Raw genomic sequence first — 23,405 nt, forward strand, 5'->3', positions numbered from 1 at the left:
TGCTCCGAAGAACGGGCTCCACCGGAGGCCTGGGGGTGGCAGAGCGCGACGGAGACTGCCCGCACGGTACTCCCGAGCAGGCGCTCCCCACCAGAGCCGCCCGACAGCAGGCCTAGGCGCTCTGCAGCTCCTCGACGGGCGCACCCTCCCGGGCGCCGAACGTCCGCCGGTAGGCGAGCGGACTGGTCTGCAGCACCTTCACGAAGTGGTGCCGCATCACGGCCGCCGAGCCGAACCCGGTCTGCTGCGCGATCTGCTCGAGCCCGAGGTCGGACTCCTCGAGCAGCTGCTGCGCGCGGATGATCCGCTGCCGATTGAGCCAGGCTGCCGGCGTCGTCCCGGTGTCGGCGCGGAAGCGCCGGGCGAAGGTGCGCGTCGACATGAGCGCCCGGCGCGCGAGCTGCTCGATGCTCAGGTCCTCCTGCAGGTGCTCCATCATCCACTGGGTCACCTCGGCGAAGGAGTCCGTCCGGCATTCGGGAACAGGGGAGTCGATGTACTGCGCCTGGCCGCCGTCCCGCTGCGGGGGCACGACCATGCGGCGCGCGATCACGTTGGCGGCTCCGGCCCCGAGCTCCTTGCGCACGATGTGCAGGGCGGCATCGATGCCCGCCGAGGTCCCGGCGCCCGTGACGATGTTGCCCTGCTCGACGAAGAGCACGTCCGGGTCCACCTCGATGGCGGGATAGCGCTCCGCCAGCTTGTCCGCGTGCATCCAGTGCGTCGTCGCGCGCTTGCCGTCCAGGATGCCGGCCTCGGCCAGGTAGAAGGCGCCGCTGCAGACACTGAGCACCCACGCGCCACGCGCGGCGGCCCGCCGGATCACGTCGAGGACCCGGTCGTCGAAGCCGGTCCAGAGGTAGGCGGGGATCGCGATCAGGTCGGCGTCCTCGGCGGCGCTGAGGTCGTCCGGGACGATCAGCTGCAGGCCGTGCTTCACGGGAACCGGACCGGGGTCCGCCGCGACGACGGTGAAGTCGAATCCGGGGCCGCCCATGTCGGTGCGGTCGATCCCGAACACCTCGCAGATGGTGCCGAACTCGAACGGGGCCATCCCTGGGAGGGCGATGCAGACGATCTTCTGAAGCACGAGGTCCCCTTCTTCGAGCATGGTGTCGAGCGGACGGAAGAGCCCAACCGGTCGCGTCGACCATCATGGCAGGATCTGCACGACTGACGGCAATCCTGCCACTCGTGGCGGAATTCTGGCAACCGTAGCTTTCCTGCCATGCTCTTCTACTTCTTCTTCCTGCCGATCCTGCTCCTCGCCGCGGCCGCCGTCGTGGCGTCCGTCCACGCCTTCCGCTCCGACGGCTATGGACATTGGGCCTCTCCGCCGCGCAGTCATCCGTACGAGCTCCCGCGCGGCGTGCTCCGCTGAAGCGCCGGCTCGTCGCCCGCCACGGGCGCATCCTGAGCCGTCGATAGGCTGACCGCATGGCTTGGCTCGTCACCGGCGGCGCCGGATACATCGGCTCGCACGTGGTGCGGGCCTTCACCGAGGCGGGCATCCCCGCGGTCGTCCTCGACGATCTCTCCAGCGGGATCCGCGGCTTCGTGCGGGAGGATGTCCCGCTCGTCCGCGGCAGCATCCTGGACGGGATGCTCCTCGAGCGGGCGTTCGAGGAGCACGACGTCACCGGGGTCGTGCACCTGGCCGGGTTCAAGTACGCCGGCGTCTCGGTGCAGCGTCCACTGCACACCTACCTCCAGAACGTCACGGGCACCGCGACGCTCCTCGGCGTCATGAGCGACCGGAGCGTGGATCGCATCGTCTTCTCCTCGAGCGCTGCCGTGTTCGGCACGCCGGATGTCGACCTGGTGACCGAGGCGACCCCCACGCGGCCCGAGTCGCCGTACGGCGAGTCGAAGCTCATCGGCGAGTGGCTGCTCCGCGACCAGGAGCGCGCGGTCGGGCTGAGGCACACGTCGCTGCGGTACTTCAACGTCGTCGGCTCCGGATACCCGGATCTCTACGATGCGAGCCCGCACAACCTGTTCCCGCTCGTCTTCGACGCGCTCCTCGACGGACGGACGCCGCGGATCAACGGGACGGACTATGCGACGCCGGATGGCACCTGTGTCCGCGACTACATCCACGTGTCCGATCTCGCCGCCGCCCACGTCGCGGCTGCCAGAAGGCTCGACGCCGGGGAGCCGCTCGAGCCCGTCTACAACCTCGGCAGCGGGGACGGGGTGTCCGTCCGCGAGATCATGACGGCCATGGCCGAGGGCACGGGAATCCCCTTCGAGCCGGAGGTCGCGCCGCGCCGGCCCGGCGACCCTGCCCGCATCGTGGCTTCGGGAGAGCTCGCCGCGCGAGATCTCTACTGGGCCATGCGACACACCCTGGAGCAGATGGTGTCGAGCGCCTGGGAAGCCCGCCGCGGCGCGGCGAGTTGACACTCCCGCGGAATTCCGCGGATCTCCGGCGGGACCCTGGAACGAGTCTGGGACGAGTCTGTGAGCGGCCCGATTTGCGCCTGTATTTCGGATCTGTTACCGGCGAGTCGCAACCCTCGGGCGTTGGTTGAGCCTCTATGGTTCCGCGCTTGACGCGGGTGTAATTCCACCGGTGTAATTACTCCAACGCACACAGAGCACCCAGCTCCAGTGCACACGGGGGAGACTTCACATGGCCATCACTGAGATTCGCGCAGGGGTCCCGAGCGACTGGTTCGTAGACCCGGTCCGCCTGGGCGTTCCCGGGGTTCGCAAGCAGACCATCACTGAAGATGACGACGCGCTCGCCTGGCAGGGCGACGCGCTCTGCGCCCAGACCGACCCCGAGGCGTTCTTCCCCGAGAAGGGCGGCTCAACCCGCGAGGCCAAGAAGATCTGCACCACGTGCGAGGTCAAGGCCCAGTGCCTCGAGTACGCACTCCAGAACGATGAGCGCTTCGGCATCTGGGGTGGCCTCAGCGAGCGCGAGCGCCGGAAGCTGCGCAAGCAGGCCAGCTGAGTACGACGCGGTCGACGAGCCCCGGCGAGCGGGGCCCGAACGCCGAGCGGTTCGGGGGAATCGCACACAGCATGAGAAGGGGCGTCCTGCGGGGCGCCCCTTCTGCGCTCCCGGGACCCGAAGCCCGCGGTTCGCGGGATCGCGAAGCGCGCGCCTCCGAACGAGCCGGCCCAAGTGCGCCGTCGCGGCGAACGTCGGCTCTCTCCTCTCTATATAGAGCGACCACCGCATCGGGCGTCGGCGACCATCCCTTTGGGCGTTAGCGGGGTGTCCTGCGGAGCGCGGCAACCTGTCCCGCATACCGTGGCGGCGTGGGCCCCAAAGTGACTGCGATCCTCGTCGCACATGACGCGGGGGCCTATCTCGACCGCACGCTCGAGGCGCTCGCCGCCCAGACGCGGGCCCCGGATCAGGTCGTCCTCGTCGACATCGGCGAGCACGAGCGCCTGACCGAGCATCCGTCGGGCCTCCAGTCGGTCCAGCACATCGCGGCGCCGTCCACCCTCTCGCTCGGGCAGGCGGTGCAGGCGGCGGTTCGCATCGTCGCGCCGGCCGCAGGGGACGACGAGTGGCTCTGGCTGCTGGCGGCCGACAACGCGCCGGACCCGGACGCGCTGCGCGCCATGCTGGCGGCGCTCGAGATCTCGCCGTCGGTCTCCGTCGCGGGGCCGAAGCTCATGCAGTGGGCGGATCCGGAGTACCTGTACTCCTTCGGCGAGAGCATGACGCGGTTCGGCACCTCCGTCGAGCTCGCCGAGCCGCTGCTCGACCAAGCCCAGTACGACCGGGAGAGCGACGTGCTCGCCGTTGCCGCGTCCGGGATGCTCGTCCGGCACCGGGTCTGGGATCGGCTCGAAGGGTTCGACCCCGCGCTGCCCGCGATGGACGACGCGCTGGACTTCTGCATCCGGGCACGGCTCGCCGGGCACCGCGTCGCACTCGTGCCCGAGGCGAAGGTGCTGTCGGCAGGACGCCGCGCCCCGGGGACCGCGCTGCTCGGCCCGCGGACCTCCCGCGGCAGGCGCTCCCGACTCGCTCGCACCGCTCAGCTGCACCGTCGCCTGGCGTACGCGCCCGCTCTCGCCGTGCCGCTGCACTGGCTCTCCCTGCTGCCCCTCGCGCTCGTCCGAGCCCTCGGCCAGCTGCTCCGCAAGCAGCCGGAGAGCTCGCTGGGCGAGTTCGGTGCCGCCCTTGCAGTCGCGTTCGCGCACCTTGCCAGCGTCGCCCGATCCCGGCGTCGCCTGAGGCACGAGCGAGTCCTCGGCTGGTCGGCCATCGCCTCGCTCCGGCTGCCGTGGGCGGAGATCCGGCGACGGCGGGCACTCGCGCGAGAGGACGCGACGGCCGCTCGGCGCATCGGGCGGCACGACATCCGGTTCTTCCCGGCGGGGGCGCGTGGACCGTCCTCGTCGCCGCGGTGGTCGGGCTCGCGCTCCACGTTCCGCTGCTCGGCGCCGGCACCGCTGCGGCCCCCGGTCTGCTGCCGCTCGCGGACGTCGGCACGCTCTGGGCACGGCTCGGGTACACCTGGCAGGGGCTCGGCCAGGGCTTCCTCGGGGCTGCCGACCCCTTCGCGTGGGTGCTCGCGCTGCTCGGCACGGTCACCTTCTGGTCTCCCTCGGCCAGCATCGTCCTGCTGTACCTCGCCGCGATGCCGCTCGCGGCCCTCGCGGCCTGGCTCGCCGCCGCGCGCGTGACTGGCAGCGGCTGGCTCCGCGTCGTTGCGGCGGCCGGCTGGACGCTCGCGCCCTCCTTCCTGGTGGCGCTCGACGAGGGCCGGCTCGGCGCCGTCGTCGCCCACCTGCTGCTGCCATGGCTCTTCTTCGCCCTGACCGCCGCTCGCCGCTCCTGGGCCGCGGCAGCGGCTGCCGCCCTGCTCGCCGCCGGGGTGCTGGCCGGCGCTCCGTCGCTGTGGCCGGCACTGCTCCTCGTCTGGGTCGTCTCGGTGGTCGTCTTCGCGTCCTCCGGCCGGCGGGGCCGCGGGTGGCACCGCCTCCTCCTGCTCCCGCTGCCCGCGATCGCGCTGTTCGCCCCGCTCGCAGCGCAGCAGATCCTCCGCGGAACGCCGCTCGGGATCCTGGCGGACCCGGGCGTCGTCGTGCCGGTCGACACGGACTCCTCACCGCTTGCGACCGCGCTCGGCTATCTCGTCGGACTGCCCACGCCGGGGTCGACCGGCTGGGAGGAGTTCGCGTCGCCGCTCGGCGCGAGTGCCGGCATCGTGGGCGCCGCTCTGCTGCTGCCCGTCGTCCTCGTGGCGCTGGCCTCCGCTCTCCTGCCCGGGATATCTCGCGCCACTCCCGCGCTGGCGCTGGCGGCTGTGGGCTTCGGCTCCGCGGTCCTCCTGAGCCGGGTGGCGGTGCAGAGCGCCGGGTCGACCGCGCTCGGCCCGTGGCCCGGCCCGCTGCTGAGCCTCGCGTGGCTGGGTCTCCTCGGCGCCGCGGTGATCGGCCTGTCGGCGGGCGAGCGGCGCGTCGCCGCCGCTCGCCTGCGCGCGGGCGTCGGCGGCCTGGTCGCCCTCGGTGTCGCGGCTGCCGCGTTCCCGCTCCTGCTCGGCTTCGCGACGGGCGAGGCGGGGGCAGCTCCGGGATCCGAGCGGACGCTTCCGGCCCTGGTCGCAGCGGAGGCGAGCGGCGATCCCACGATCGGCACCCTGGTCCTCTCGGCTCAGCGCGGGAACGGTCTGGCAGCCTCCGTCGCCCGGGGGACCGGCCAGACGCTCGACGAGCAGAGCACGCTCTTCTCGACCGCGCCGGCGAGCCTTGCGCTCGGCCGCGACCTCACCGCTCTGGCGGGCAACGTCGCCTCCCGCAGCGGGTACGACCCGGTGCCCGTCCTGGCAGCTGAGCGGATCGGCTTCCTCCTCCTCACCCCCACGGCATCGGACACGCATGCGGTGCACGACCGGGCGGCGGCTGCCCTCGACGGGAACCCGCTCTTCACGCCGGTCACCACGACGTCGCACGGAACCCTGTGGCGGTACACCGGCCTGGACGCGGGCCTGCCGGTCGCGGCTCCCTCCGGTCCCGGCGCGCTGGACACGCCGACCGGGATCGCCGTGCTCACCGTCCAGCTCGTCGTCCTGCTGCTGACCCTGCTCCTCGCGCTGCCGACCGGCGGCCTCGCCGACCGCATCCGTCCGGAGCGTGAGGCTCGGCGAGGATCGGGCATCGCCCCGCGCCGGGCGGCCGCTGCGGCGGCGCCGCGCGCCGTCCTGGCCACGGCCGGCACCGCCTCCATGGCGCCCCAGGGAGGAGCCGCTCGTGGCCAGTGATCGGCGCGCCGCCCTGCGCATCGGCGGACGGGTCCTCACCGGGGTGGTGGCCGTCGGCGGTGCCGCCGCTCTCGTCCTCGGCGCATCCGCACTGCCGTCACCGGCGCTCTCGATCGCGGGTGCTCCCGTGGATCCCGTGGCGGTGGATCAGCACCGGGTCTGCCCCGGTCCCCTCCTGCAGCTCGGCGACGCGAGCGGGCAGGGCGCGACCACGCTGTTCTCCTACGGCAATCCCAACCTCGCCGCCGGCACGCTGACCGGAGGGGGCGCCGCCTTCACCGCCCTCGCCGACGTCGATCTCGCTTACGCCGTCGACGGCGGGGCGTCCGCGCTCCTCTCGGCGCCGAGCGCCGCGGATCCGGCCGCCCTTCTTGCGGCCGCCCAGGTGCAGTCCGTCTCCTCGGGTGACGCCGCCGGGCTCGCCGCGGTTCCGTGCGGAGAGGGTGCCGCGTCCAGCTGGCTGCTCGCCGGCGCGACCGACACCGGCCGCTCCAGCCTGCTGCTCCTCGCCAACGCGAACGCCGTGCCGGCCACCGTCGACCTCTCGCTCTACACGGCGGAGGGTCCCATCCAGGCGCCGGGTCTCGGGGACCTGGTCGTGCCCGCGATGAGCCAGCGCGTGCTGTCGCTCGCCGGGTACGCGCCGGGCGCCTCCCAGCTCGCCGTGGAGGTCCGCAGCCAGGGCGGGCTGGTGTCCGCAGCGCTCCAGCAGACGATCGTCCGCGGGCTGGAGCCGGGAGGAGTCGACGTCGTGGGCCGCACGGCGCCGCCCGCGACCGAGCAGGTGCTCCCCGGCATCCGGATCACGACGGCCGATGCCGTCGCCGCGCGCGGGCAGGTCGGCGGCTCCCAGGACGTCGAGACCGTTCTTCGCCTCCTCGCGCCCGCCGCCGACAGCATCGCGACGGTCGGCGTGATCCCTGAGACCGAGGGCGGCCAGGGGACCTCGCTGGAGGTCGAGCTGCACGCCGGCGAGGTCAAGGACGTGCCGCTCGGCCAGCTCGCCGAAGGGTCGTACACCGTGACCGTGACGACGACGGAGCCCGTCGTCGCCACCGTCCGCGCCTCCACGGTCGCTCCGCCCGACCCCGACGCGGAGGACGAGGAGGAGTCCGAGGACTCGACCACGCTGGACGGCGGGGGTGACGGGGAGATCGGCTACGACATCGTTGGGCCGGCGGTCTCCGACTCGCCGGTCGCCGCCGGGGAGCGCATCGACCTAGCGTGGTTCACCGCAGGCGGAGTTATCACGACGCCGACGGCCTTTGCGACCGTGTGGGCGGACTCCCCGCGACTCGACGTCACGAACCTCGGCGACGCGGCGGTGACCGTCACGCTGCAGGGCGCGGGCGGCGAGCAGAAGCTCGAGATCCCGGCCCGCGCGACCGTCGGCACCGACGTCGCTCCGAACGCGATCTACGTGCTCACCGGGACGGGGCCGGTGGCCGCGTCGGTGAGCTACGCGGGAGTGGGCGTCCTCGCCGCCTACCCGGTGCGCCCGGCGAACGGGCTCGCGACACCGCTCACGATCTACCGCTGACTCGCGCCGCGCTGCGCCGCGTGTCGCATCCGTCCGGACGCGTCGCATCGGTCCGCCGTTGCGACACGTCCGCAGCGTTGCGACTCGAGCGCCGACTGCGCGTCAGGGGTGGCGGTAGCGGTCGGGCGCCAGGTCCCAGGGGTCACGACCCAGCAGCTCGCCGACGGCGCGCAGCACGCAGCCCTCGATGAGCATCCGCTGGTGCGCCTCGTCGTTGATGTGCAGCTTGCTCATCCGCTCGATGGGCAGGCGGTAGAGGATGATGCGGTTCTCGCGGGGCAGCACCGTCCACCGGTCGACGGCCGGTCCGCTGACCGTGCGCGGGAGTCCGGCGACCTCGAAGCTCACGGCCTCGAGCTCGGGCCACTGGCCGCGGAGGTACTCCGCGGTGTCCGCGACGGCCGTCTCGAACACGTCGATCCGGCCCCGGAGGATCGGCAGGTGCGGCCCCGTGACGGAGGATCGCAGTCCGCGGCCGTGCCGGTCCCGTCCACGAGCTCGCGGAGCCCGGACGCGTCCCGCCGCCGATCGTGAGCGAGCCATGCGGACATGCTACTCGCGCGGGATCGGCGGGCTATCCTGAACCCGGGATGAGCAAGAGACCGTGTTCGCGTACGGGCTGCCAGAACGAGGCGGTCGCGACCTTGACGTACGTCTACGCGGACTCGATGGCGGTGCTCGGACCCCTCAGCCAGAAGGCGGAGCCGCACAGCTACGACCTGTGCGAACGCCACGCGGAGCGCCTCTCGGCCCCCTCGGCTGGCAGATCATGCGCCACGTTTCGCTCGAGCACGACCTCTGAGTTCCCGGATTCTCGCCGCGAGCTAGCTCCCGGGTCTTGTGCGCCTCCGCGGCCCCGCGGCACGGAAGGCCGCGGGCGCGGGCACCAACCCCGCTCAGCAGGCGGAAACCGACCTCGGCAGGCCGGAATCGGCCTTTCCGGCCTTTCCGGCCTGCCGAAGGCGGAAACCGCCTGCTGAGCGAGAGTGGAAGGGATTCAGGGAGGACGCGGAGAGAGCGCCAGCAGGCGGAATCGCCGTGAGCAGGCGAATCTCGGCCGATCCCGCCTGTTGAGGCCGATTCAGCCTGCTGAGGGAGGGGCGGTAACGCAGACGTCGCCGCCGGGATCGGGTGGGAGAATCGAGCCATGAGCATTGCGACGACCGAGACCACCTCGACCGGCCTCCAGTACCGGGTCGCCGACCTCGGCCTCGCCGAGTCGGGACGCCACCAGATCCGCCTCGCCGAGCAGGAGATGCCCGGCCTGATGTCCCTCCGCGCCGAATACGGCGAGAGCAAGCCGCTCGCCGGCGCCCGCATCGCCGGATCGCTGCACATGACGGTGCAGACCGCCGTCCTCATCGAGACGCTCGTCGCGCTCGGCGCACAGGTGCGCTGGGCGAGCTGCAACATCTTCTCGACCCAGGACGAGGCGGCCGCGGCGGTCGTCGTCGGGCCGAACGGCACGGTCGCCGAGCCGGCCGGCGTCCCCGTCTTCGCCTGGAAGGGCGAGAACCTCCCCGAATACTGGGAGTGCGCGGACCGCATCTTCGACTGGACGAGCGAGGCCACCGCCGCGGGCGAGAGCTTCGTCGGCCCGAACATGATCCTCGACGACGGCGGGGACGCGACCCTCCTCGTGCACAAGGGTGCGGAGTTCGAGCGCGCAGGCCGCGTCCCCGAGGACGCGAAGACCGACAGCCACGAGTACGGCGTCATCCTCGACCTCCTGCGCCGGTCCCTGGACCGCGACCCGCAGCGGTGGACGCGCGTGGCTGCCGAGATCCGCGGCGTCACCGAGGAGACCACGACGGGCGTGCACCGCCTCTACGAGCTGGCGCGCGACGGCAAGCTCCTGTTCCCCGCCATCAACGTCAACGACTCGGTGACGAAGAGCAAGTTCGACAACAAGTACGGCATCCGCCACTCCCTCCTCGACGGCCTCAACCGCGCCACCGACGTCCTCGTCGGAGGCAAGGTCGTGTTCGTCGCCGGCTACGGCGACGTGGGCAAGGGCGCCGCGGAGGCGCTGCGCGGCCAGGGCGCGCGGGTCATCGTCAGCGAGGTCGACCCCATCAACGCCCTCCAGGCCGCGATGGACGGCTTCCAGGTCGCGAAGCTCGAGAGCGTTCTCGACCAGATCGACATCCTCATCACCGCGACCGGCAACACGGGCGTCGTGACCCTCGACTCCATCCTCGGCCTCAAGCACCTCGCGGTGATCGCGAACGTCGGCCACTTCGACGACGAGATCGACATGGCCGGGCTCGAGGAGCTCGCCGCCACCGGCCAGGCGGAGAAGGTGCAGATCAAGCCGCAGGTGCACGAGTGGCGCCTGCCGACCGGCCGGAGCGTGCTCGTCCTCTCCGAGGGGCGCCTGATGAACCTCGGCAACGCGACCGGTCACCCGTCGTTCGTGATGAGCAACTCGTTCAGCAACCAGACCCTCGCGCAGATCGAGCTGTACACCAAGCAGGAGGAATACCCGATCGGCGTGTATGTGCTTCCCAAGCGCCTGGACGAGAAGGTCGCGCGCCTGCACCTCGCTGCGCTCGGCGTCGAGCTCACGGAGCTGACGCCGGAGCAGGCCGCGTACATCGGCGTCCCGGTCGAGGGTCCCTACAAGGTGGACCACTACCGCTACTGAATCGGCGTAGGACGGAGCATCGCGGAGCGGAGCGGGATCGCCGCGCCTAGGATCGGCGGGGTGGACGTCCGGGCAGTGGTGCGCCCGGCACGCGCCGACGACGCGCCCGGCATGGCCCGGGTGCACGTCGCCTCCTGGCGGGAGACTTACCGCGGGCTGATGCCGGACGGGGTGCTCGACGATCCCGGCCTCCTCGCCGCGCGCGAGCGCTTCTGGACGGCGGCGCTGACCGACGCGCAGTACGCGGCCAACCGCTCGGCCGTGGCCGTGCGCGGCGACGCGGTCGTGGGAATCGCCATGTCCGGTCCGCCGCTCGACCCCGAGGTGGCGTCGGCGGTCCAGCTCTACGTGCTCTACCTGCTCGCCGCGGAGCAGGGGACCGGCACGGGCGACGAATTGCTCGATGCGGTGCTCCCCGCCGAGCAGGACGGAACGCTGTGGGTCGCAGACCCGAATCCGCGTGCCCAGGCGTTCTACCGCAGGCGCGGCTTCGCTCCGGACGGCGCAGAGCGCACCGAGCACGGGGTGCGGGAGGTGCGGATGGTGCGGCCCGGTCGCTGACCCGGGGTGCCACGCCGCCGGGGTTCGGGCGCGCCTCAGCGTCCGCTGGGCAGCAGCCTCGCGGCCAGGTCCGGACGCTCGGCCGGGTCTGCGGAGACCGTGACGCCCCAGCGGACACCCGGATGCCGGCGAACGTGCACCCGGTGCGAGGCGAGGAACCAGGCGACGCCCACGATCGCGGCCAGGAACCCGGCGGACGCGCCGACCCCGAGAGCCCAGCGCGGTCCGAGCAGGCCGGCCACCCAGCCGACGATGGGTGCGCCGACGAGGGTGGTGCCGGCGAAGACTGCCATGTAGAAGGACATCACGCGGCCGCGCAGCGCCGGCTCGGTCGTGGTCTGCACGTAGGCGTTGGCGCTGGTCGTCATGATCATCGCGCATAGCCCGATGGGCACGAGTGACACTGCGAACAGTCCGTAGCTCGGCATCAGCGCGGCGACCGTGCAGAACACGCCGAAGCCGGCGGCCGCGAGGACGATGAAGCGCAGGCGGGGACGGTTCCGCTGGGCGGCGCGCAGTGCGCCGATCACCGAGCCGATCGCGAGCACGGAGGAGAGCAGGCCGAACTCGCCCGCCCCCTTGCCGAACTCGATCTTCGCCATGGTGCTCGTGAAGATCGGGAAGTTGAGGCCGAACGTGCCGATCAGGAAGACCATCGCGAGAATCGCGGCGATGTCGGGACGGCTGCGGACGTAGCGGAGGCCCTCGAGCATCCCGCCGCCGCGTCGCGCCTTCGCGACCGGCTGCAGCTCGTCCGTGTGCAGCAGGGCGAGCGACAGCAGCACGGCCGCGAAGGTGGCCGCGTTCACGATGAAGACCCAGCCGGACCCGATGACGGCGGTCGTGACCCCGCCACCGCGGGCCCGACGAGACGCGCGGAGTTGAACGATGCGGCGTTGAGCGCGACGGCGTTCGGCAGGTCGCCTGCGGGCACGAGCTCGCCGACGAAGGTCTGGCGGGCCGGGTTGTCGACCGCGGTGACGATCCCGAGCAGGAGGGCGAAGCCGTAGACCATCCAGAGCTGGGTGGCTCCCGCGAGGGTGAGGATGCCGAGGGCGAGCGCGAGCACCGCCTGCGCGGACTGCGTGATCGCGAGCAGCCGCCGCCCCGGGATGCGGTCGACGAGGAGCCCCGCGAACGGCCCGACCACCAGCAGCGGGCCGAACTGGAGCGCCATGGTGACGCCGACGGCGAAGGGGTCCTGGTCGGTCAGCTCGGTCAGGACGATCCAGTCCTGGGCGGTGCGCTGCATCCAGGCGCCGACGTTGGAGACGAGGGCGCCGATGAACCAGAGGCGGTAGTTCGTCCACGACAGCGACCGGAAGGTGGCCCTCACGACTCGACCAGCTTCCGCAGCACGTCGACCACGCCCAGCAGGCGCTGCCGCTCCTCGGGGTCGAGCTGGGCGAGCTGGCCGCTGAACCACTCGATGCGCAGCCGGCGGGTCTCCTCGGTGAGCGCCATCCCCTTCTCGGTCATCCGCACGACGACCTTGCGGGCGTCTCCGGCATCCTGGCTGCGCGCCACGTAGCCGGCCTCCTCGAGCGAGTTGAGGGTCCGGTTCATCGAGGGCGGGCTGACCTTCTCGAGGGCCGCGAGCTCGCCGGGGCTGCAGGCCTGCTGGGCTTCCAGCCGCCACAGGACCCCGAGCTGGCTGTCGGTGATGTGCTCGCCGGGGCGGTTGGCGCGGATGCGGCGCGCGACCTTCTGCAGCAGCAGCCGGAGCTCCTGCTGGAGCTGCTCGTTCTCCGGGGCGTCCATGTGTTACTTAGCTTAGCTCATTAGTTCGGCTAACGATTCGACGTCGGGGTCTTGAGCGCAACCCCTGCCGCCGCCAGCGGCGTCGGGCTCGAGCGCCCTGCAGGGCCGGGAGGGGCCCGCAGCCGCCGCCGGTCAGTCGCGCTGCGGGAAGGAGTGGGGGAGGCCGGTGAGCACGGGGTCGAGCCGCTCCAGGCGCTCGCGCTCCAGCAGGTGCCCGCGGAACTCGCGGTCGCGGCGGATCGACGAGAGGGCCGCGAGGAAGAACTCGGGGTCCGCGTCCGGCGGCAGCGGGGAGACGAAGGGGGCGGCCTCGTGCGCCAGCTCCCGCGCCAGCTGCATCCGGGCCGGCGTCGTCATGCGCGGCGCCTGCTTGAGGAACGCCGAGATGCGCCGCGCGAGGCGATCCGGGAGGCGGCCGACATCCGCGTGCTCCGCCCAGGGCTTGAGCACCTCCGGCACCCCGTAGACGGGCTCCACGATGCGCGGCACCCGCTCGTGCTGCGAGTAGGTGCCGGCCAGCAGGTCGCCGAGCCGCTTCGCACGCGGGTTGAGGAGCCCGACGAGCGCAGCGAGGCCGCCGAGGGTCGCGAACAGCTCGAGCACGCCGGTGAGCGCGCGGATGAACGCGTGCCGGAAGCCGATCGCGCCGCCGTCGTCGCGCACGATGCGGGCACCCACCGCGAGCTTGCCGAGGAGCGCCCGCGGGTCACCGTCTCGACGATCGTCGGGATCACGATCATCACCGCTACGAGCATCCCGACCGAGAGGGCGGCCACGAGCGCGCTGTCGAGCCCAGGGAAGATCCACGTCAGCCCGAGCAGGAACAGGATCAGGACCGCGAACGACGCGAGGATGTCGATGGCGGCGCCGGCCGAACGCAGGATGATGCCCGCAGGACGCACGTCGAGGGCCACCGCCTCGCCGACGATCACCTCGTCGTCCTGCTGCGGATCCGCCATGCCATCATCGTATTCGTGGACCTCGACGCCTATGCGGCCGCTCACCGCGAGGAGTGGGACCGCCTCGAGGCCCTCGGCCGCAAGGGACGCCTCTCGGGCGCCGAGGCTGATGAGCTGATCGAGCGGTACCAGAGCGCGGCCAGTCAGCTCTCGGCGATCAAGACGACCGCAGGCTCCACCGCGGTGGGGGACCGGCTGTCGGTGCTGCTGTCCCGAGCGCGGCTGCGCTTCACCGGCGCAGGCGCGAACGTGCTGCGCCAGGTGCCCCTGTTCTTCGGCGCGCAACTGCCCGCGGCCCTGTATCGCATCCGCTGGCTCACGCTCGTCGTCGCGCTGGTGACCGCGGTCATCGCGCTCCTCTATGGCTTCTGGGTCGCGCAGGACCCGCGTGTCCTCGCGGCCTTCGGGAACGACGCCGATCTCAAGCAGTTCGTCGAGCACGACTTCGTCGACTACTACAGCGAGAACCCGGCCGCGTCCTTCGCCGGCCAGGTCTGGACGAACAACGCGTGGATCGCCGCCCAGTGCGTCGCGTTCGGCATTACCGGCTTCTGGCCGGCACAGGTCATCCTGCAGAACGCCCAGAACGTCGGCCTGGCGGGCGGAGTCATGTTCGCCTACGGCAAGGGCGACATCTTCTTCTCCTACATACTTCCGCACGGGATGCTCGAGCTGACCGCCATCTTCGTCGCGGCCGCCGCGGGCTTGCGGATCTTCTGGGCCTGGATCGCGCCTGGGCCGCGCACGCGCACCCAGGCTCTCGCCGAGGACGGGCGCGCGCTGTTCACGGTGGCGATCGGCCTCGTGATCGTCCTGTTCGTCTCCGGCATCATCGAGGGGTTCGTCACGCCGGCGCCGTGGCCGCTCGCCGTCAAGGTCGGCATCGGCGCGCTCGCGCTCGCGGCATTCGTCTTCTACATGGTGTTCGTCGGCGGCCGAGCCTTCCGGGCCGGCGAGACGGGCGACCTCGGCGAGTTCGAGGCCGGCGCCCGCCGCATCACGGCCGGCTGACACGCCCGCGCGCGTCCCCGCTCGTCCCTGCCTGGCGCGGGGCGCCGACTTGCCGAAAAGTCCCGCTAAGTCGCCGTCGTAGCGGGATTTTTCGGCAAGTCGCCTCCGGACGGGACGGAGCTGGACGCGCAGGGCGGCCCGGCGTACCCGGACGCGCACACCGGGCACAGAAGTAGGCTCGCGCTATGACGAGCGAGCAGGTGGTTCCCCGCCGCGGGCGTGGCCGCCCCCGCGCCGCGGATGCCGGCGACAGCCGGGAGCGCATCCTCGCCGCGGCGTCCGCGGAGTTCTCCCGGCACGGCTATGAGGCGGTGTCGCTGCGCTCCGTCGCCCGGGCTGCGTCCGTGGATGCGGCGCTCGTGCACCACTACTTCGAGGACAAGGCCGATCTGTTCACCCAGGCGATCGGGATGCCGCTCCGGCCCGATCGGGTCGTGAAGACCGTGCTGTCGGGGCCGCGCGAGGACGTGGGGGCGAATCTCCTCCGGGCCATCCTGGGCGGCTTCGAGGAGCCGGGCTTCCGCGATCGGGTCCTCGGGCTCCTGCGGACGGCGCTCGGTCACGAGTTCGCCGCCGCCATGCTCCGCCAGTTCCTCGTCAAGGAGGTGCTGCATCGCGTCGCGATCGAGCTCGCCGTGCCGGACGGCGAGCTGCGCGCGACCCTCACGGCGTCCCAGATGATCGGCCTCGTCGTGCTGCGCTACGGCATCCGGGCGGAGCCGCTCGCGAGCGTCCCCCTGGATGAGCTCGTCGTGCGGGTGGGTCCGGTCATCCAGTGGCATCTGCTCGGATTCCCGGAGGCCAAGGGCCCTTGACGGCCGGTCCGCACGGGCCAATAATTCACCACATGATGAATACCGCTCCTCCCGCCGTCGCGGTCGAGGATCTCCTGGTGCGTCGCGGCGGCCGCGACGTCCTGCGCGACGTCTCGGTGTCGGTGCCGCGCGGGGCCGTGGTCGGGCTCCTGGGCCCGAGCGGCTCGGGCAAGACCACGCTTCTGCGCGCGATCGTCGGCGTGCAGATCACCCACGGCGGACGCGTCACCGTCCTCGACGAGCCGGCGGGCTCGGCGCCGCTGCGCCGCCGGGTCGGCTACGTCACCCAGTCGGCGAGCGTCTACGACGACCTCACCATCCGGCAGAACCTCGAGTACTTCCGTGCCCTGCTCCGGGCCCCGAAGAGCGACATCGACCGCGTGCTGGCGGCGACCCATCTCGAGGACCACGCCTCGAGCCTCGTCGGCAGCCTCTCCGGCGGTCAGGAGAGCCGCGTCTCCCTCGCCGCGGCGCTGCTCGGCAGCCCCGACCTCCTCGTCCTCGACGAGCCCACCGTCGGCCTCGACCCGCTGCTCCGCGTGGAGCTCTGGAACCTCTTCCACGAGCTCGCCGATCAGGGGACCACCCTCCTCGTGTCGAGCCACGTGATGGATGAGGCGGTGCGCTGCGACCGGCTGATCCTGCTCCGCGAAGGCGTCATCCTCGCCGACGACACCCCGGCCGGCCTCTACGCGGCGACCGGGACCAGCGACATGGAGGAGGCGTTCCTCACGCTCATCGAGCGGGAGAAGCGCACCGAGTTCGGGAGGGCGTCATGAACCCCGTCGCCACGCTCGCCACCACGCGGCGGGTGCTCACCCAGGTGCGGCACGATCCCCGCACGATCGGGCTGCTCGTCGTCGTGCCCAGCCTCCTGATCGGACTGATGGCCTGGCTGTTCGACGAGACGCCGGTCTTCCAGACCGTCGGCCCCGCCGTGCTCGGCCTCTTCCCGTTCATCGTCATGTTCCTCGTCACGAGCATCAGCACGCTGCGCGAGCGGCGGTCCGGGACGCTCGAGCGGCTCCTGACGCTGCCGATCGGGAAGCTCGACATCATCCTCGGCTACGCGCTCGCGTTCGGTCTGCTCGCGGTCGTGCAGGCGCTCGTGGCAGTGGGGTTCGCGGTGTGGGTGTGCGGCCTCGAGGTGGCCGGCTCGGTGTGGCTGCTCGTGGCCGTCGCGGTCCTCGACGCGCTCCTCGGCACCACGCTGGGCCTGCTCGCGAGCGCGTTCGCCCGGACCGAGTTCCAGGTCGTGCAGTTCATGCCCGCGCTCGTGTTCCCGCAGGTGCTGCTCGGCGGCGTCTTCCTCGCGCGGGACAGCCTGCCTGACGTGCTGCACGCGATCTCCGACTTCCTGCCGCTCTCCTACGCGATCGACGCGCTCAACACTGTCGCCGCGGACTCGGGCGAGATCGGCTTCGACTTGCTCGTCGTGGCGGCCTTCGCGGTCGGCGCGGTCGCGCTCGGCGCCCTCACCCTCCGCCGCCGCACCGCGTGAGCGGCCCGGTCCTCCTTGGCTCAGCAGGCGGAATCCGAGTCCGGCAGGCCCCATCGGGATTCCGCAACCTGCTGAATCCGGGAACCGCCTGCTGAGCGAGAGCGCTCGGCGGGGTGAGCCGGGGCCGACCCTCAGAGGCGGCCGGCCGCCTTCAGTGCGAGGTAGCGGTCGGCGAGGGCGGGCGGCAGATCGGCGGGGGACCCGGTGACCACTTCCGCACCCAGCTGGCGGATCGCGGCCGCGACGCGCGCGGTGTCGAGGAGGGAGCGCTCGGCGGCCGCGGCGCGGTAGACGCTGTCCCGATCGTGCCGGTCCTGCGTGCTCGCGAGCACCTGGGGATCGGTCACCGAGGCGACGACGACCATGTGGCGCCGGGTGAGCTGGGGGAGGACCGACAGCAGGCCCCGCGACGAGCCGCTCGCGTCGATCGAGGTGAGCAGGACGACGAGGGAGCGCTGGGACGTGATCGAGCGGACCTGGCCCGGCACGGCCGTCCAGTCGGTCTCGATGAGGTCCGGCTCGAGGGGCGCCATCGCGTCCACCATCCGCGACAGCAGCTCGGCGCCGGACACGCCCTGCACGCGGGCGCGGACGCGGCGGTCGAAGGCGAGCAGATCGATCCGGTCGCCGGCCCGCGTGGCGAGCGCGGCCAGCAGGAGGGCGGCCTCGAAGGCGGTGTCGAGCCGCGGCTCGTCCTCCACGCGAGCCGCCGACGTGCGTCCGGAGTCGAGGACGAGGACGACGCGCCGGTCGCGCTCCGGCCGCCAGGTGCGGACCATGACCTGCTGCCCGGCACGAGCCGGACCGCGTCGTGCCGTCGCCCGCCAGTCGATCGAGCGGACGTCGTCGCCCCGCACGTACTCCCGCAGCGAGTCGAACTCGGTGCCCTGACCGCGGATCATCACGCTGGTGCGGCCGTCCAGCTCGCGGAGCCGGGCGAGGCGGGACGGAAGGTGCCGCCGGGAGTTGAACGGCGGCAGGACGCGGACGGCGCCCGGAGCCGCGAGGGTCGCCTGCCGCGCCCAGAGTCCGAGCGGCCCCACGGCGCGGATCGTCACCTGCTCGGTGCGCCGCTCGCCGCGGCGGAAGGGGGTCAGCCGGAACAGGGCGGAGCGGCGCTCGCCGGGCGGGATCGTCAGGGGCACGCGACTGCGCGCCGACCCCGCTGAGGGCTGCCACGCGTCGCGGACGACCGCCCGCAGCGTGCGCCGGCCGGTGTTGGTGAGCAGCAGCTGCGCGTCGGCCGACTCCCCGAGGCGGATGCGGCCCGGGAGTTCGCGGGTGATCGTCACGGCGCGCGGCGACGCCGCCAGGGCGAGGTCGAGCACTCCGAGGAGGATCACGAACACGAGCCAGAGGAGCAGGGTCCAGCCCCTGCGCCGCTCGAAACGCTGAGCGCGAGCACCGGCAGCTCGCCGAGCAGCACGAGCAGCACGAACCGGCCCGTGACCGCCATCAGGCTCCCCGCATCCCAGGGATGGCCGACCGAATCACGGAGATTCCGGGGCGCCGCGACCTGTCCGAGCCGATCCGGGTCCCTCGCTCGCGAGGTCTCCGTGATTCGGTCAGGACTCCGTGGCGGAGGGGAGCAGAGCAGTCGGGCATCAGATGGGGACCTGGACCTGAGCGAGGATCGAGCGGAGGATCGCGTCGACCGAGACGCCCTCGAGCTCGGCCTCGGGGCGGAGCTGGATGCGGTGGCGCAGCACGGGGAGCGCCATCTCCTGCACGTGGTCGGGCGTGACGCTTTCGAAGCCCTGCAGCCAGGCCCACGCCTTCGCCGCGGCGAGCAACGCCGTCGAGCCGCGAGGCGAGACGCCCAGCTTGACCGAGGGGAGGATCGGGTGGCGCGCGCCAGGTCGACGGTGTAGCCGAGGACGTCCTCGGAGGCGCCCACCGCCCGCACGGCCTCCTGGGCCCGCGCGAGGTCGTCGGGCGCGAGGACGGCCCGCACGCCGGCGGCGGCGAGGTCGCGAGGGTTGAACCCCGCGGAGTGCCGGCGCAGCACCTCGAACTCGGTGTCCCTCGGTGGGATCTCGAGCACGAGCTTCAGCAGGAACCGGTCGAGCTGCGCCTCGGGCAGCGTGTAGGTGCCCTCGTACTCGATCGGGTTCATGGTTGCGGCGACGAGGAAGGGCGTCGGCAGCGCCTTCGTCTGCCCGTCGACAGAGACCTGCCGCTCCTCCATGGCCTCGAGCAGCGCGGACTGCGTCTTCGGCGGCGTCCGGTTGATCTCGTCGGCGAGCAGGATGTTGGTGAACACCGGCCCCGGCCGGAACACGAACGCCCCGGCCTCGTAGATCATCGAGCCGGTGACGTCGCCCGGCATGAGGTCGGGCGTGAACTGCACGCGCTTGGTGTCGAGCTGGAGCGTCTGGCTGAGCGTGCGCACGAGCAGCGTCTTCGCGACGCCGGGCACGCCCTCGAGCAGCACGTGGCCCCGCGCGAGGAGGGCGATGATGAGGCCGGTGACGGCCCCCTCTTGCCCGACCACGGCTTTGCCGACCTCGGTGCGGACGTCTCGGAGGCTCTGGCGGAGTTCGTCGGTCATCGGTCCATTCTTCCGGGGGATGGCGGGGGTCGGTCGCGGAGCGGACGTCCCGCTCCAGCATCTGGAGCGCGTCGCTGAGCTGGACGAGCGCGGCATCCGTGTCGGGGTCGCCCTCGAGGAGCACTCTGCGCACGTCCTCGGCGGTGCGGCCGGTGGATGCGGCGGCCGCGCGCACGACCTCCTCGACGGAGGCGGTGCGGGACAGGGCGAGCGCCGTGGCGATCCGGCCGATCGCGCCGACCCGCAGAGCGTCGAGCGCGCGCCGCCGCGCGGAGGAGCGCTGATAGAGCCGGGCGCGGCCCTCCACCGTCTCCCGGGAGGGGACGACGACGGGCAGGTTCTCGACGACGAGCGGGCCGAGCCGCCGGCCACGCCATACGGCGGCGGCGAGGAACACCGCGAGCAGGAGGGTGAGGACCGGGGTCACCCACTCGGGCGTGAGGTCAGCGATGGTGGGCTCAGCGCCGGCGTCGGCGACGTCGAGGATGCTCGGCACGTACCACACGAGCTGCCGGGTGCCGCCGAGCAGGTTGAGCGCAAGTGCGGCGTTGCCGGCGCTCGTCACGTGCTGGTTGTCGAACGGCTCGGCGTCCGGCAGCAGCGTGACGTCGAGCCCGTCGGACTCGGTCGAGGCGAGCAGGTAGGCGCCCGCCGCGTCCGGGTAGCAGAAGGTGACGCCGGAAGCCGTGCCGTTCGCCGGCTGCAGGGTGGACTGACCGGCCGTGACCGCACCGGCGCGCTCGGCGGCGGGGAGGTCGCACTTCGGCGGCCGGGAGTCCTGAGCCTCCGGGAAGCCCGCCAGCGCCACGTCGGGCGCGTACTCGTCGAGGAGCTCCGATGTCGGCGCGACCACCACGAGGCGATCCGCGAGGGCGCGCAGTTGCGCGATCCGTGCCGGCTCGAGGAAGAAGCCCTGGTCGAACAGCAGGATCGTCGTGTCGGCGGGGTCCCCGGCCGCGCGCTGCGCCTCGGCGAAGGTGTCCGCGGCGACCACGTCCACACCCTGCTGGCGCAGCACCTCCGCAAGCGCCATCCCGCCCGACGGCCCCGGATTGTCGGCCGCGAGCGGGTCGGTATTGCGGATGCCCGCGCTGAAGAGGGTCCACGCCGTCGCGATCACGAGGAGACCGGCGACGAGGAAGACCCAGAACCTCGCGCTCCGGAACCACTGGCGCACCGTCGGCGTGATCGCGCGGGCGTCCGTCGCGGTCACGACGCCACCGGGCTCTGCGTGCGCGCCGACCGCAGGGAGCGCTCGAGAGCGGCCAGCTCGGCGTACTGATCCGCGGTTCCCGGCCGGCCGAGGTAGCGGACGGCGTCGAAGTCGGAGGCGGCGGTCCCCAGCGCCGCCGCACGGTCGGGGAAGGCCGCGCCGGCCTCGCGGGCGAAGCCGCGGGCCGTCATCCCCGGATAGAGGTCGAGGATGGTGCGCTCGGCGAAGCCGCGGGCGAGCGCGCGGAAGAGCTCCTGGATGGCGGTCGTGAAGTCACCGCCGGCGGCCGCACGCTCCGCGGAGGCGCGCAGCTCCTCTGCGCCGCGGGCGTCGTCCTCGCCGAAGACAGCGTCGAGCGCGGCGCTGCGCCGATTGAGGCGCGGTCGCCCGAAGACGAGGAAGGCGCCGACGAGGAGCGCGGCGATCAGCAGGACGACGACCACGAGGGCGACCGCTCCGGCGCCGCTCCCGGCCCCGTTGAGAAGGTCACCCAGCCAGTCGAAGAAGGCCTGGGAGACGAGGTCGAACCAGGTGGGCCGCGCGGCCTGGTAGACGGGCTTGCCGAGCTCGTCGATCAGCCACCCGCGGCCCTGGTCGCCGTCGGGCTCCACCGGCACCGACCGGGCGAGCGAGAGGAGTGCGCTCACCGAGCTCCGGGCGCGAACGGGTCTGCCGCCGGGTCTCCGCCCTCGACGTGCCGCTGCAGGATGAGGTCGAGACCCTCCTTGCGCATGCGGAGGTCGATGTAGATGAGTGCGACGAGCGCCGACGTCGCGAAGGCGCTGATGGCGCCGCCGAGGACGCCGATCGCCACCACGATGATCTGCACGATCACCACGACGACGATCGAGGTCCCGGTGTTGTTGGGGTCGAGGAGCGTGCCGACGGACCCGAGGAGGAGATCGGGGTCGTGATGACCTGGATGGCGATCGAGATCATGATCGTGACGAGGAACTCGGCGCCGAGCGTCCGCCAGAAGTAGCCGTCGGTGAGCCGCCAGGAGCGCGCCACGGCGGCCCGGATGGTCGTGCGCTCGAGCACGAGCACGCTCGGCACGATCGACACCTTCGTGTACACCCAGAACCACAGGACGAGCGCTCCGAGCCCGAGCAGCAGCGCGACAGCGATGCTCACGGCGATGCCGACCGGCCCGAGAGCGACCCCCAGCAGCACCACACCGGCGAGCACCGCGAAGACGACGAACACCGCGACCGCGAGCAGTGCCGTCCACCCCGCCAGGCGCCACACGTGCGGCTTGACGGTCGGCCACGTCGACCGCGCCGTCGGGCGCTCACCGAGGGTGGACCGCGCCACGGCGCCCACGACGATGCCCTGCAGGAGGGCGGACACCACGAAGTTGAGGATGAAGAGGCCGAGTCCGCCGAGGATGCTGCCCGCGATGGCGCCCGCGATGAGCGGCGCCTGGTCGGGATCGTTCCAATCGGTGATCCGCGCGAAGCCCGCGAAGACGACCGCGGCCACGATGCCGCCGCCCACGACGAGCACGATCACCTGCAGCAGCAGCGACAGGCCCAGGATGCCCGGCGTCCGGCGGAGCATCTGGAAGGGAGCGCCGAGCAGGGCGCCGAAGCTCAGCGGGCGCAGCGGCACGATGCCCGGCTTGGGCGGCGGGGCCCAGCCGGTAGGGCCGCTCGGCAGCCCGTACGGGGAGGGGCCGGCGGCAGGCGGGCCGTAAGGTCCCGCGCCGTCGGATGCGGGCGACTGCCCGGGGGCGCGAACTCCCCGTAGCGCGGGCGGTCGGGCGCCGTGCCGGGGGACTGCCAGTCGGAGTTGCCCGGATCGCTCACGCTCTCATCGTGGCATAGCGCACCCGCCTGCCTGCGCCGCGATCGGGACGTGGCCGCCCGGGGCCCGCCTCGGCGGGGAGCGGCGGACGTACACTGTGGGCACCATGAGCGACACGCCGTCCCCGAGCCCCCGCGTCCTCGTCGTCGACGATGACCAGGCGCTCGCGGAGATGATCGGGATCGTCCTCCGCGGCGAGGGCATCGATCCGACCTTCTGCGCGGACGGCGGGGAGGCGCTCGCCGCATTCCGGGCGACGCGGCCCGACCTCGTGCTGCTCGACCTCATGCTGCCCACTCTCGACGGCATCCAGGTCTGCGAGCAGATCCGGGCGGAGTCCGGCACGCCCATCATCATGCTCACCGCCAAGGCGGAAACCACCGACGTCGTGAAGGGTCTCGAATCGGGCGCCGACGACTACGTCGTGAAGCCCTTCAACCCGAAGGAGCTGGTTGCCCGCATCCGCGCGCGCCTGCGTCCGCTCAACCCGGACAACGGGTTCCTGCAGATCGGTGACCTCGTCGTGGATTCCGCCGGGCACGAGGTGCGTCGCGGACCTGAGCGCATCAACCTCACGCCGCTGGAGTTCGACCTTCTGCTGACGCTCGCGAGCAAGCCGCAGCAGGTGTTCACGCGCGAGATGCTCCTCGAGCAGGTGTGGGGCTACCACTACAAGGCGGACACCCGCCTCGTGAACGTGCACGTGCAGCGGCTGCGCGCCAAGGTCGAGGAGGACCCGGAGAACCCGCGGATCGTCACGACCGTGCGCGGCGTCGGGTACCGCGCGGGCACTCCCGGCTGAGA

General features: G+C 72.3%; 20 protein-coding genes and 5 pseudogenes. 13 read left to right on the forward strand and 12 right to left on the reverse strand.

Annotated features, from left to right (window positions below; genetic code table 11):
• Positions 1 to 112: 112 nt before the first annotated feature.
• Positions 113 to 1,090, reverse strand: coding sequence for a GlxA family transcriptional regulator (locus QUE51_RS09115; protein WP_286276084.1), 978 nt, complete (start codon positions 1,088 to 1,090; stop codon positions 113 to 115).
• A gap of 138 nt (positions 1,091 to 1,228) precedes the next feature.
• Between QUE51_RS09115 and QUE51_RS09120 the strand changes: the two genes are divergently transcribed.
• From QUE51_RS09120 to QUE51_RS09140, 5 genes are all read left to right on the forward strand, one after another.
• On the forward strand, positions 1,229 to 1,381 hold the full coding sequence (locus tag QUE51_RS09120) for a hypothetical protein (RefSeq protein ID WP_286276085.1): 153 nt from the start codon (positions 1,229 to 1,231) through the stop codon (positions 1,379 to 1,381).
• Positions 1,382 to 1,437: 56 nt separating this feature from the next.
• Positions 1,438 to 2,403, forward strand: a complete 966-nt coding sequence (gene galE, locus QUE51_RS09125) for a UDP-glucose 4-epimerase GalE (RefSeq protein WP_286276086.1) — start codon at positions 1,438 to 1,440, stop codon at positions 2,401 to 2,403.
• 232 nt (positions 2,404 to 2,635) lie between these two features.
• Positions 2,636 to 2,962, forward strand: a complete 327-nt coding sequence (locus QUE51_RS09130) for a WhiB family transcriptional regulator (RefSeq protein ID WP_286276087.1) — start codon at positions 2,636 to 2,638, stop codon at positions 2,960 to 2,962.
• A gap of 311 nt (positions 2,963 to 3,273) precedes the next feature.
• Complete coding sequence (locus QUE51_RS09135) at positions 3,274 to 4,659, forward strand: glycosyltransferase family 2 protein (protein WP_286276089.1); 1,386 nt, start codon at positions 3,274 to 3,276, stop codon at positions 4,657 to 4,659.
• Between the two features lie 1,566 nt (positions 4,660 to 6,225).
• Complete coding sequence (locus tag QUE51_RS09140) at positions 6,226 to 7,776, forward strand: DUF5719 family protein (RefSeq protein ID WP_286276090.1); 1,551 nt, start codon at positions 6,226 to 6,228, stop codon at positions 7,774 to 7,776.
• Between the two features lie 102 nt (positions 7,777 to 7,878).
• Here the strand turns inward: QUE51_RS09140 and QUE51_RS09145 are convergent, their stop codons facing one another.
• Positions 7,879 to 8,319 carry a metallopeptidase family protein gene (locus QUE51_RS09145; RefSeq protein ID WP_286276091.1) on the reverse strand — a complete coding sequence of 147 codons (441 nt, stop codon included), beginning with the start codon at positions 8,317 to 8,319 and terminating at the stop codon, positions 7,879 to 7,881.
• A 47-nt stretch (positions 8,320 to 8,366) separates the two neighbouring features.
• On the opposite strand from QUE51_RS09145, the pseudogene QUE51_RS09150 reads away from it, so the two are divergent.
• From QUE51_RS09150 to QUE51_RS09160, 3 genes and pseudogenes are all read left to right on the forward strand, one after another.
• Positions 8,367 to 8,551, forward strand: a pseudogene (locus QUE51_RS09150) (DUF3499 family protein); the annotation flags it as partial.
• A 372-nt stretch (positions 8,552 to 8,923) separates the two neighbouring features.
• Positions 8,924 to 10,423: an adenosylhomocysteinase gene (ahcY, locus tag QUE51_RS09155; protein WP_286276092.1), complete on the forward strand. Its 1,500-nt coding sequence runs from the start codon at positions 8,924 to 8,926 to the stop codon at positions 10,421 to 10,423.
• A 60-nt stretch (positions 10,424 to 10,483) separates the two neighbouring features.
• A complete protein-coding gene (locus tag QUE51_RS09160) occupies positions 10,484 to 10,984 on the forward strand; it encodes a GNAT family N-acetyltransferase (RefSeq protein WP_286276093.1) in 501 nt (166 codons plus the stop codon).
• 35 nt (positions 10,985 to 11,019) lie between these two features.
• Here the strand turns inward: QUE51_RS09160 and QUE51_RS18030 are convergent, their stop codons facing one another.
• The 4 genes and pseudogenes from QUE51_RS18030 to QUE51_RS09180 all read right to left on the reverse strand — a co-directional run bounded on the left by QUE51_RS18030 (position 11,020) and on the right by QUE51_RS09180 (position 13,423).
• Complete coding sequence (locus QUE51_RS18030) at positions 11,020 to 11,226, reverse strand: hypothetical protein (RefSeq protein WP_350226771.1); 207 nt, start codon at positions 11,224 to 11,226, stop codon at positions 11,020 to 11,022.
• Positions 11,206 to 12,410, reverse strand: a pseudogene (locus QUE51_RS18035) (MFS transporter); the annotation flags it as partial. The gene QUE51_RS18030 and the pseudogene QUE51_RS18035, both read right to left, overlap by 21 nt.
• Complete coding sequence (locus QUE51_RS09175) at positions 12,317 to 12,745, reverse strand: MarR family winged helix-turn-helix transcriptional regulator (RefSeq protein ID WP_286276096.1); 429 nt, start codon at positions 12,743 to 12,745, stop codon at positions 12,317 to 12,319. The gene QUE51_RS09175 and the pseudogene QUE51_RS18035, both read right to left, overlap by 94 nt.
• 132 nt (positions 12,746 to 12,877) lie before the next feature.
• The gene (locus QUE51_RS09180; protein ID WP_350226630.1) at positions 12,878 to 13,423 is read right to left on the reverse strand and encodes an RDD family protein; all 546 of its coding nucleotides are present in this window, start codon (positions 13,421 to 13,423) and stop codon (positions 12,878 to 12,880) included.
• Between the two features lie 296 nt (positions 13,424 to 13,719).
• On the opposite strand from QUE51_RS09180, the gene QUE51_RS09185 reads away from it, so the two are divergent.
• The 4 genes from QUE51_RS09185 (at position 13,720) to QUE51_RS09200 (ending at position 17,031) form a co-directional block, all read left to right on the forward strand.
• Positions 13,720 to 14,715 (forward strand): stage II sporulation protein M, encoded by a 996-nt coding sequence (locus QUE51_RS09185; protein WP_286276097.1) that lies wholly within the window; start codon positions 13,720 to 13,722, stop codon positions 14,713 to 14,715.
• Between the two features lie 185 nt (positions 14,716 to 14,900).
• The gene (locus QUE51_RS09190) at positions 14,901 to 15,530 is read left to right on the forward strand and encodes a TetR/AcrR family transcriptional regulator (RefSeq protein ID WP_286276098.1); all 630 of its coding nucleotides are present in this window, start codon (positions 14,901 to 14,903) and stop codon (positions 15,528 to 15,530) included.
• 32 nt (positions 15,531 to 15,562) lie between these two features.
• On the forward strand, positions 15,563 to 16,309 hold the full coding sequence (locus QUE51_RS09195; RefSeq protein WP_350226631.1) for an ABC transporter ATP-binding protein: 747 nt from the start codon (positions 15,563 to 15,565) through the stop codon (positions 16,307 to 16,309).
• A complete protein-coding gene (locus tag QUE51_RS09200) occupies positions 16,306 to 17,031 on the forward strand; it encodes an ABC transporter permease (protein WP_286276099.1) in 726 nt (241 codons plus the stop codon). The genes QUE51_RS09195 and QUE51_RS09200 overlap by 4 nt, the downstream gene beginning before the upstream one ends.
• Before the next feature lie 131 nt (positions 17,032 to 17,162).
• On the opposite strand, the pseudogene QUE51_RS09205 reads toward QUE51_RS09200, so the two are convergent.
• From QUE51_RS09205 to QUE51_RS09230, 6 genes and pseudogenes are all read right to left on the reverse strand, one after another.
• Positions 17,163 to 18,487 (reverse strand): annotated as a pseudogene (locus QUE51_RS09205) (DUF58 domain-containing protein).
• Positions 18,488 to 18,635: 148 nt separating this feature from the next.
• A pseudogene (locus QUE51_RS09210) lies at positions 18,636 to 19,582 on the reverse strand (AAA family ATPase).
• 583 nt (positions 19,583 to 20,165) lie between these two features.
• A pseudogene (locus tag QUE51_RS18040) lies at positions 20,166 to 20,615 on the reverse strand (DUF4350 domain-containing protein); the annotation flags it as partial.
• 176 nt (positions 20,616 to 20,791) lie between these two features.
• Positions 20,792 to 21,442, reverse strand: coding sequence for a DUF4129 domain-containing protein (locus QUE51_RS09220; protein WP_286276101.1), 651 nt, complete (start codon positions 21,440 to 21,442; stop codon positions 20,792 to 20,794).
• The gene (locus tag QUE51_RS09225) at positions 21,439 to 21,633 is read right to left on the reverse strand and encodes a hypothetical protein (protein ID WP_286276102.1); all 195 of its coding nucleotides are present in this window, start codon (positions 21,631 to 21,633) and stop codon (positions 21,439 to 21,441) included. Before QUE51_RS09225 ends, QUE51_RS09220 begins: the two co-directional genes overlap by 4 nt.
• Positions 21,627 to 22,406 carry a hypothetical protein gene (locus QUE51_RS09230; protein WP_286276103.1) on the reverse strand — a complete coding sequence of 260 codons (780 nt, stop codon included), beginning with the start codon at positions 22,404 to 22,406 and terminating at the stop codon, positions 21,627 to 21,629. The genes QUE51_RS09225 and QUE51_RS09230 overlap by 7 nt, the downstream gene beginning before the upstream one ends.
• Before the next feature lie 301 nt (positions 22,407 to 22,707).
• Between QUE51_RS09230 and mtrA the strand changes: the two genes are divergently transcribed.
• Positions 22,708 to 23,403, forward strand: a complete 696-nt coding sequence (gene mtrA, locus QUE51_RS09235) for an MtrAB system response regulator MtrA (RefSeq protein WP_286276104.1) — start codon at positions 22,708 to 22,710, stop codon at positions 23,401 to 23,403.
• Positions 23,404 to 23,405: the final 2 nt, after the last annotated feature.

This window comes from Naasia aerilata, from assembly GCF_030296595.1.
Lineage (GTDB): Bacteria > Actinomycetota > Actinomycetes > Actinomycetales > Microbacteriaceae > Naasia > Naasia aerilata.

Bases quoted from the DNA above. Each gene is read 5' to 3' on its own strand.
- QUE51_RS09120 (WP_286276085.1), top strand. From the start codon at position 1,229: ATGCTCTTCTACTTCTTCTTCCTGCCGATCCTGCTCCTCGCCGCGGCC.
- galE (WP_286276086.1), top strand. From the start codon at position 1,438: ATGGCTTGGCTCGTCACCGGCGGCGCCGGATACATCGGCTCGCACGTG.
- QUE51_RS09130 (WP_286276087.1), top strand. From the start codon at position 2,636: ATGGCCATCACTGAGATTCGCGCAGGGGTCCCGAGCGACTGGTTCGTA.
- QUE51_RS09145 (WP_286276091.1), bottom strand. From the start codon at position 8,319: ATGGCTCGCTCACGATCGGCGGCGGGACGCGTCCGGGCTCCGCGAGCT.
- ahcY (WP_286276092.1), top strand. From the start codon at position 8,924: ATGAGCATTGCGACGACCGAGACCACCTCGACCGGCCTCCAGTACCGG.
- QUE51_RS09175 (WP_286276096.1), bottom strand. From the start codon at position 12,745: ATGGACGCCCCGGAGAACGAGCAGCTCCAGCAGGAGCTCCGGCTGCTG.
- QUE51_RS09190 (WP_286276098.1), top strand. From the start codon at position 14,901: ATGACGAGCGAGCAGGTGGTTCCCCGCCGCGGGCGTGGCCGCCCCCGC.
- QUE51_RS09195 (WP_350226631.1), top strand. From the start codon at position 15,563: ATGATGAATACCGCTCCTCCCGCCGTCGCGGTCGAGGATCTCCTGGTG.
- QUE51_RS09200 (WP_286276099.1), top strand. From the start codon at position 16,306: ATGAACCCCGTCGCCACGCTCGCCACCACGCGGCGGGTGCTCACCCAG.
- mtrA (WP_286276104.1), top strand. From the start codon at position 22,708: ATGAGCGACACGCCGTCCCCGAGCCCCCGCGTCCTCGTCGTCGACGAT.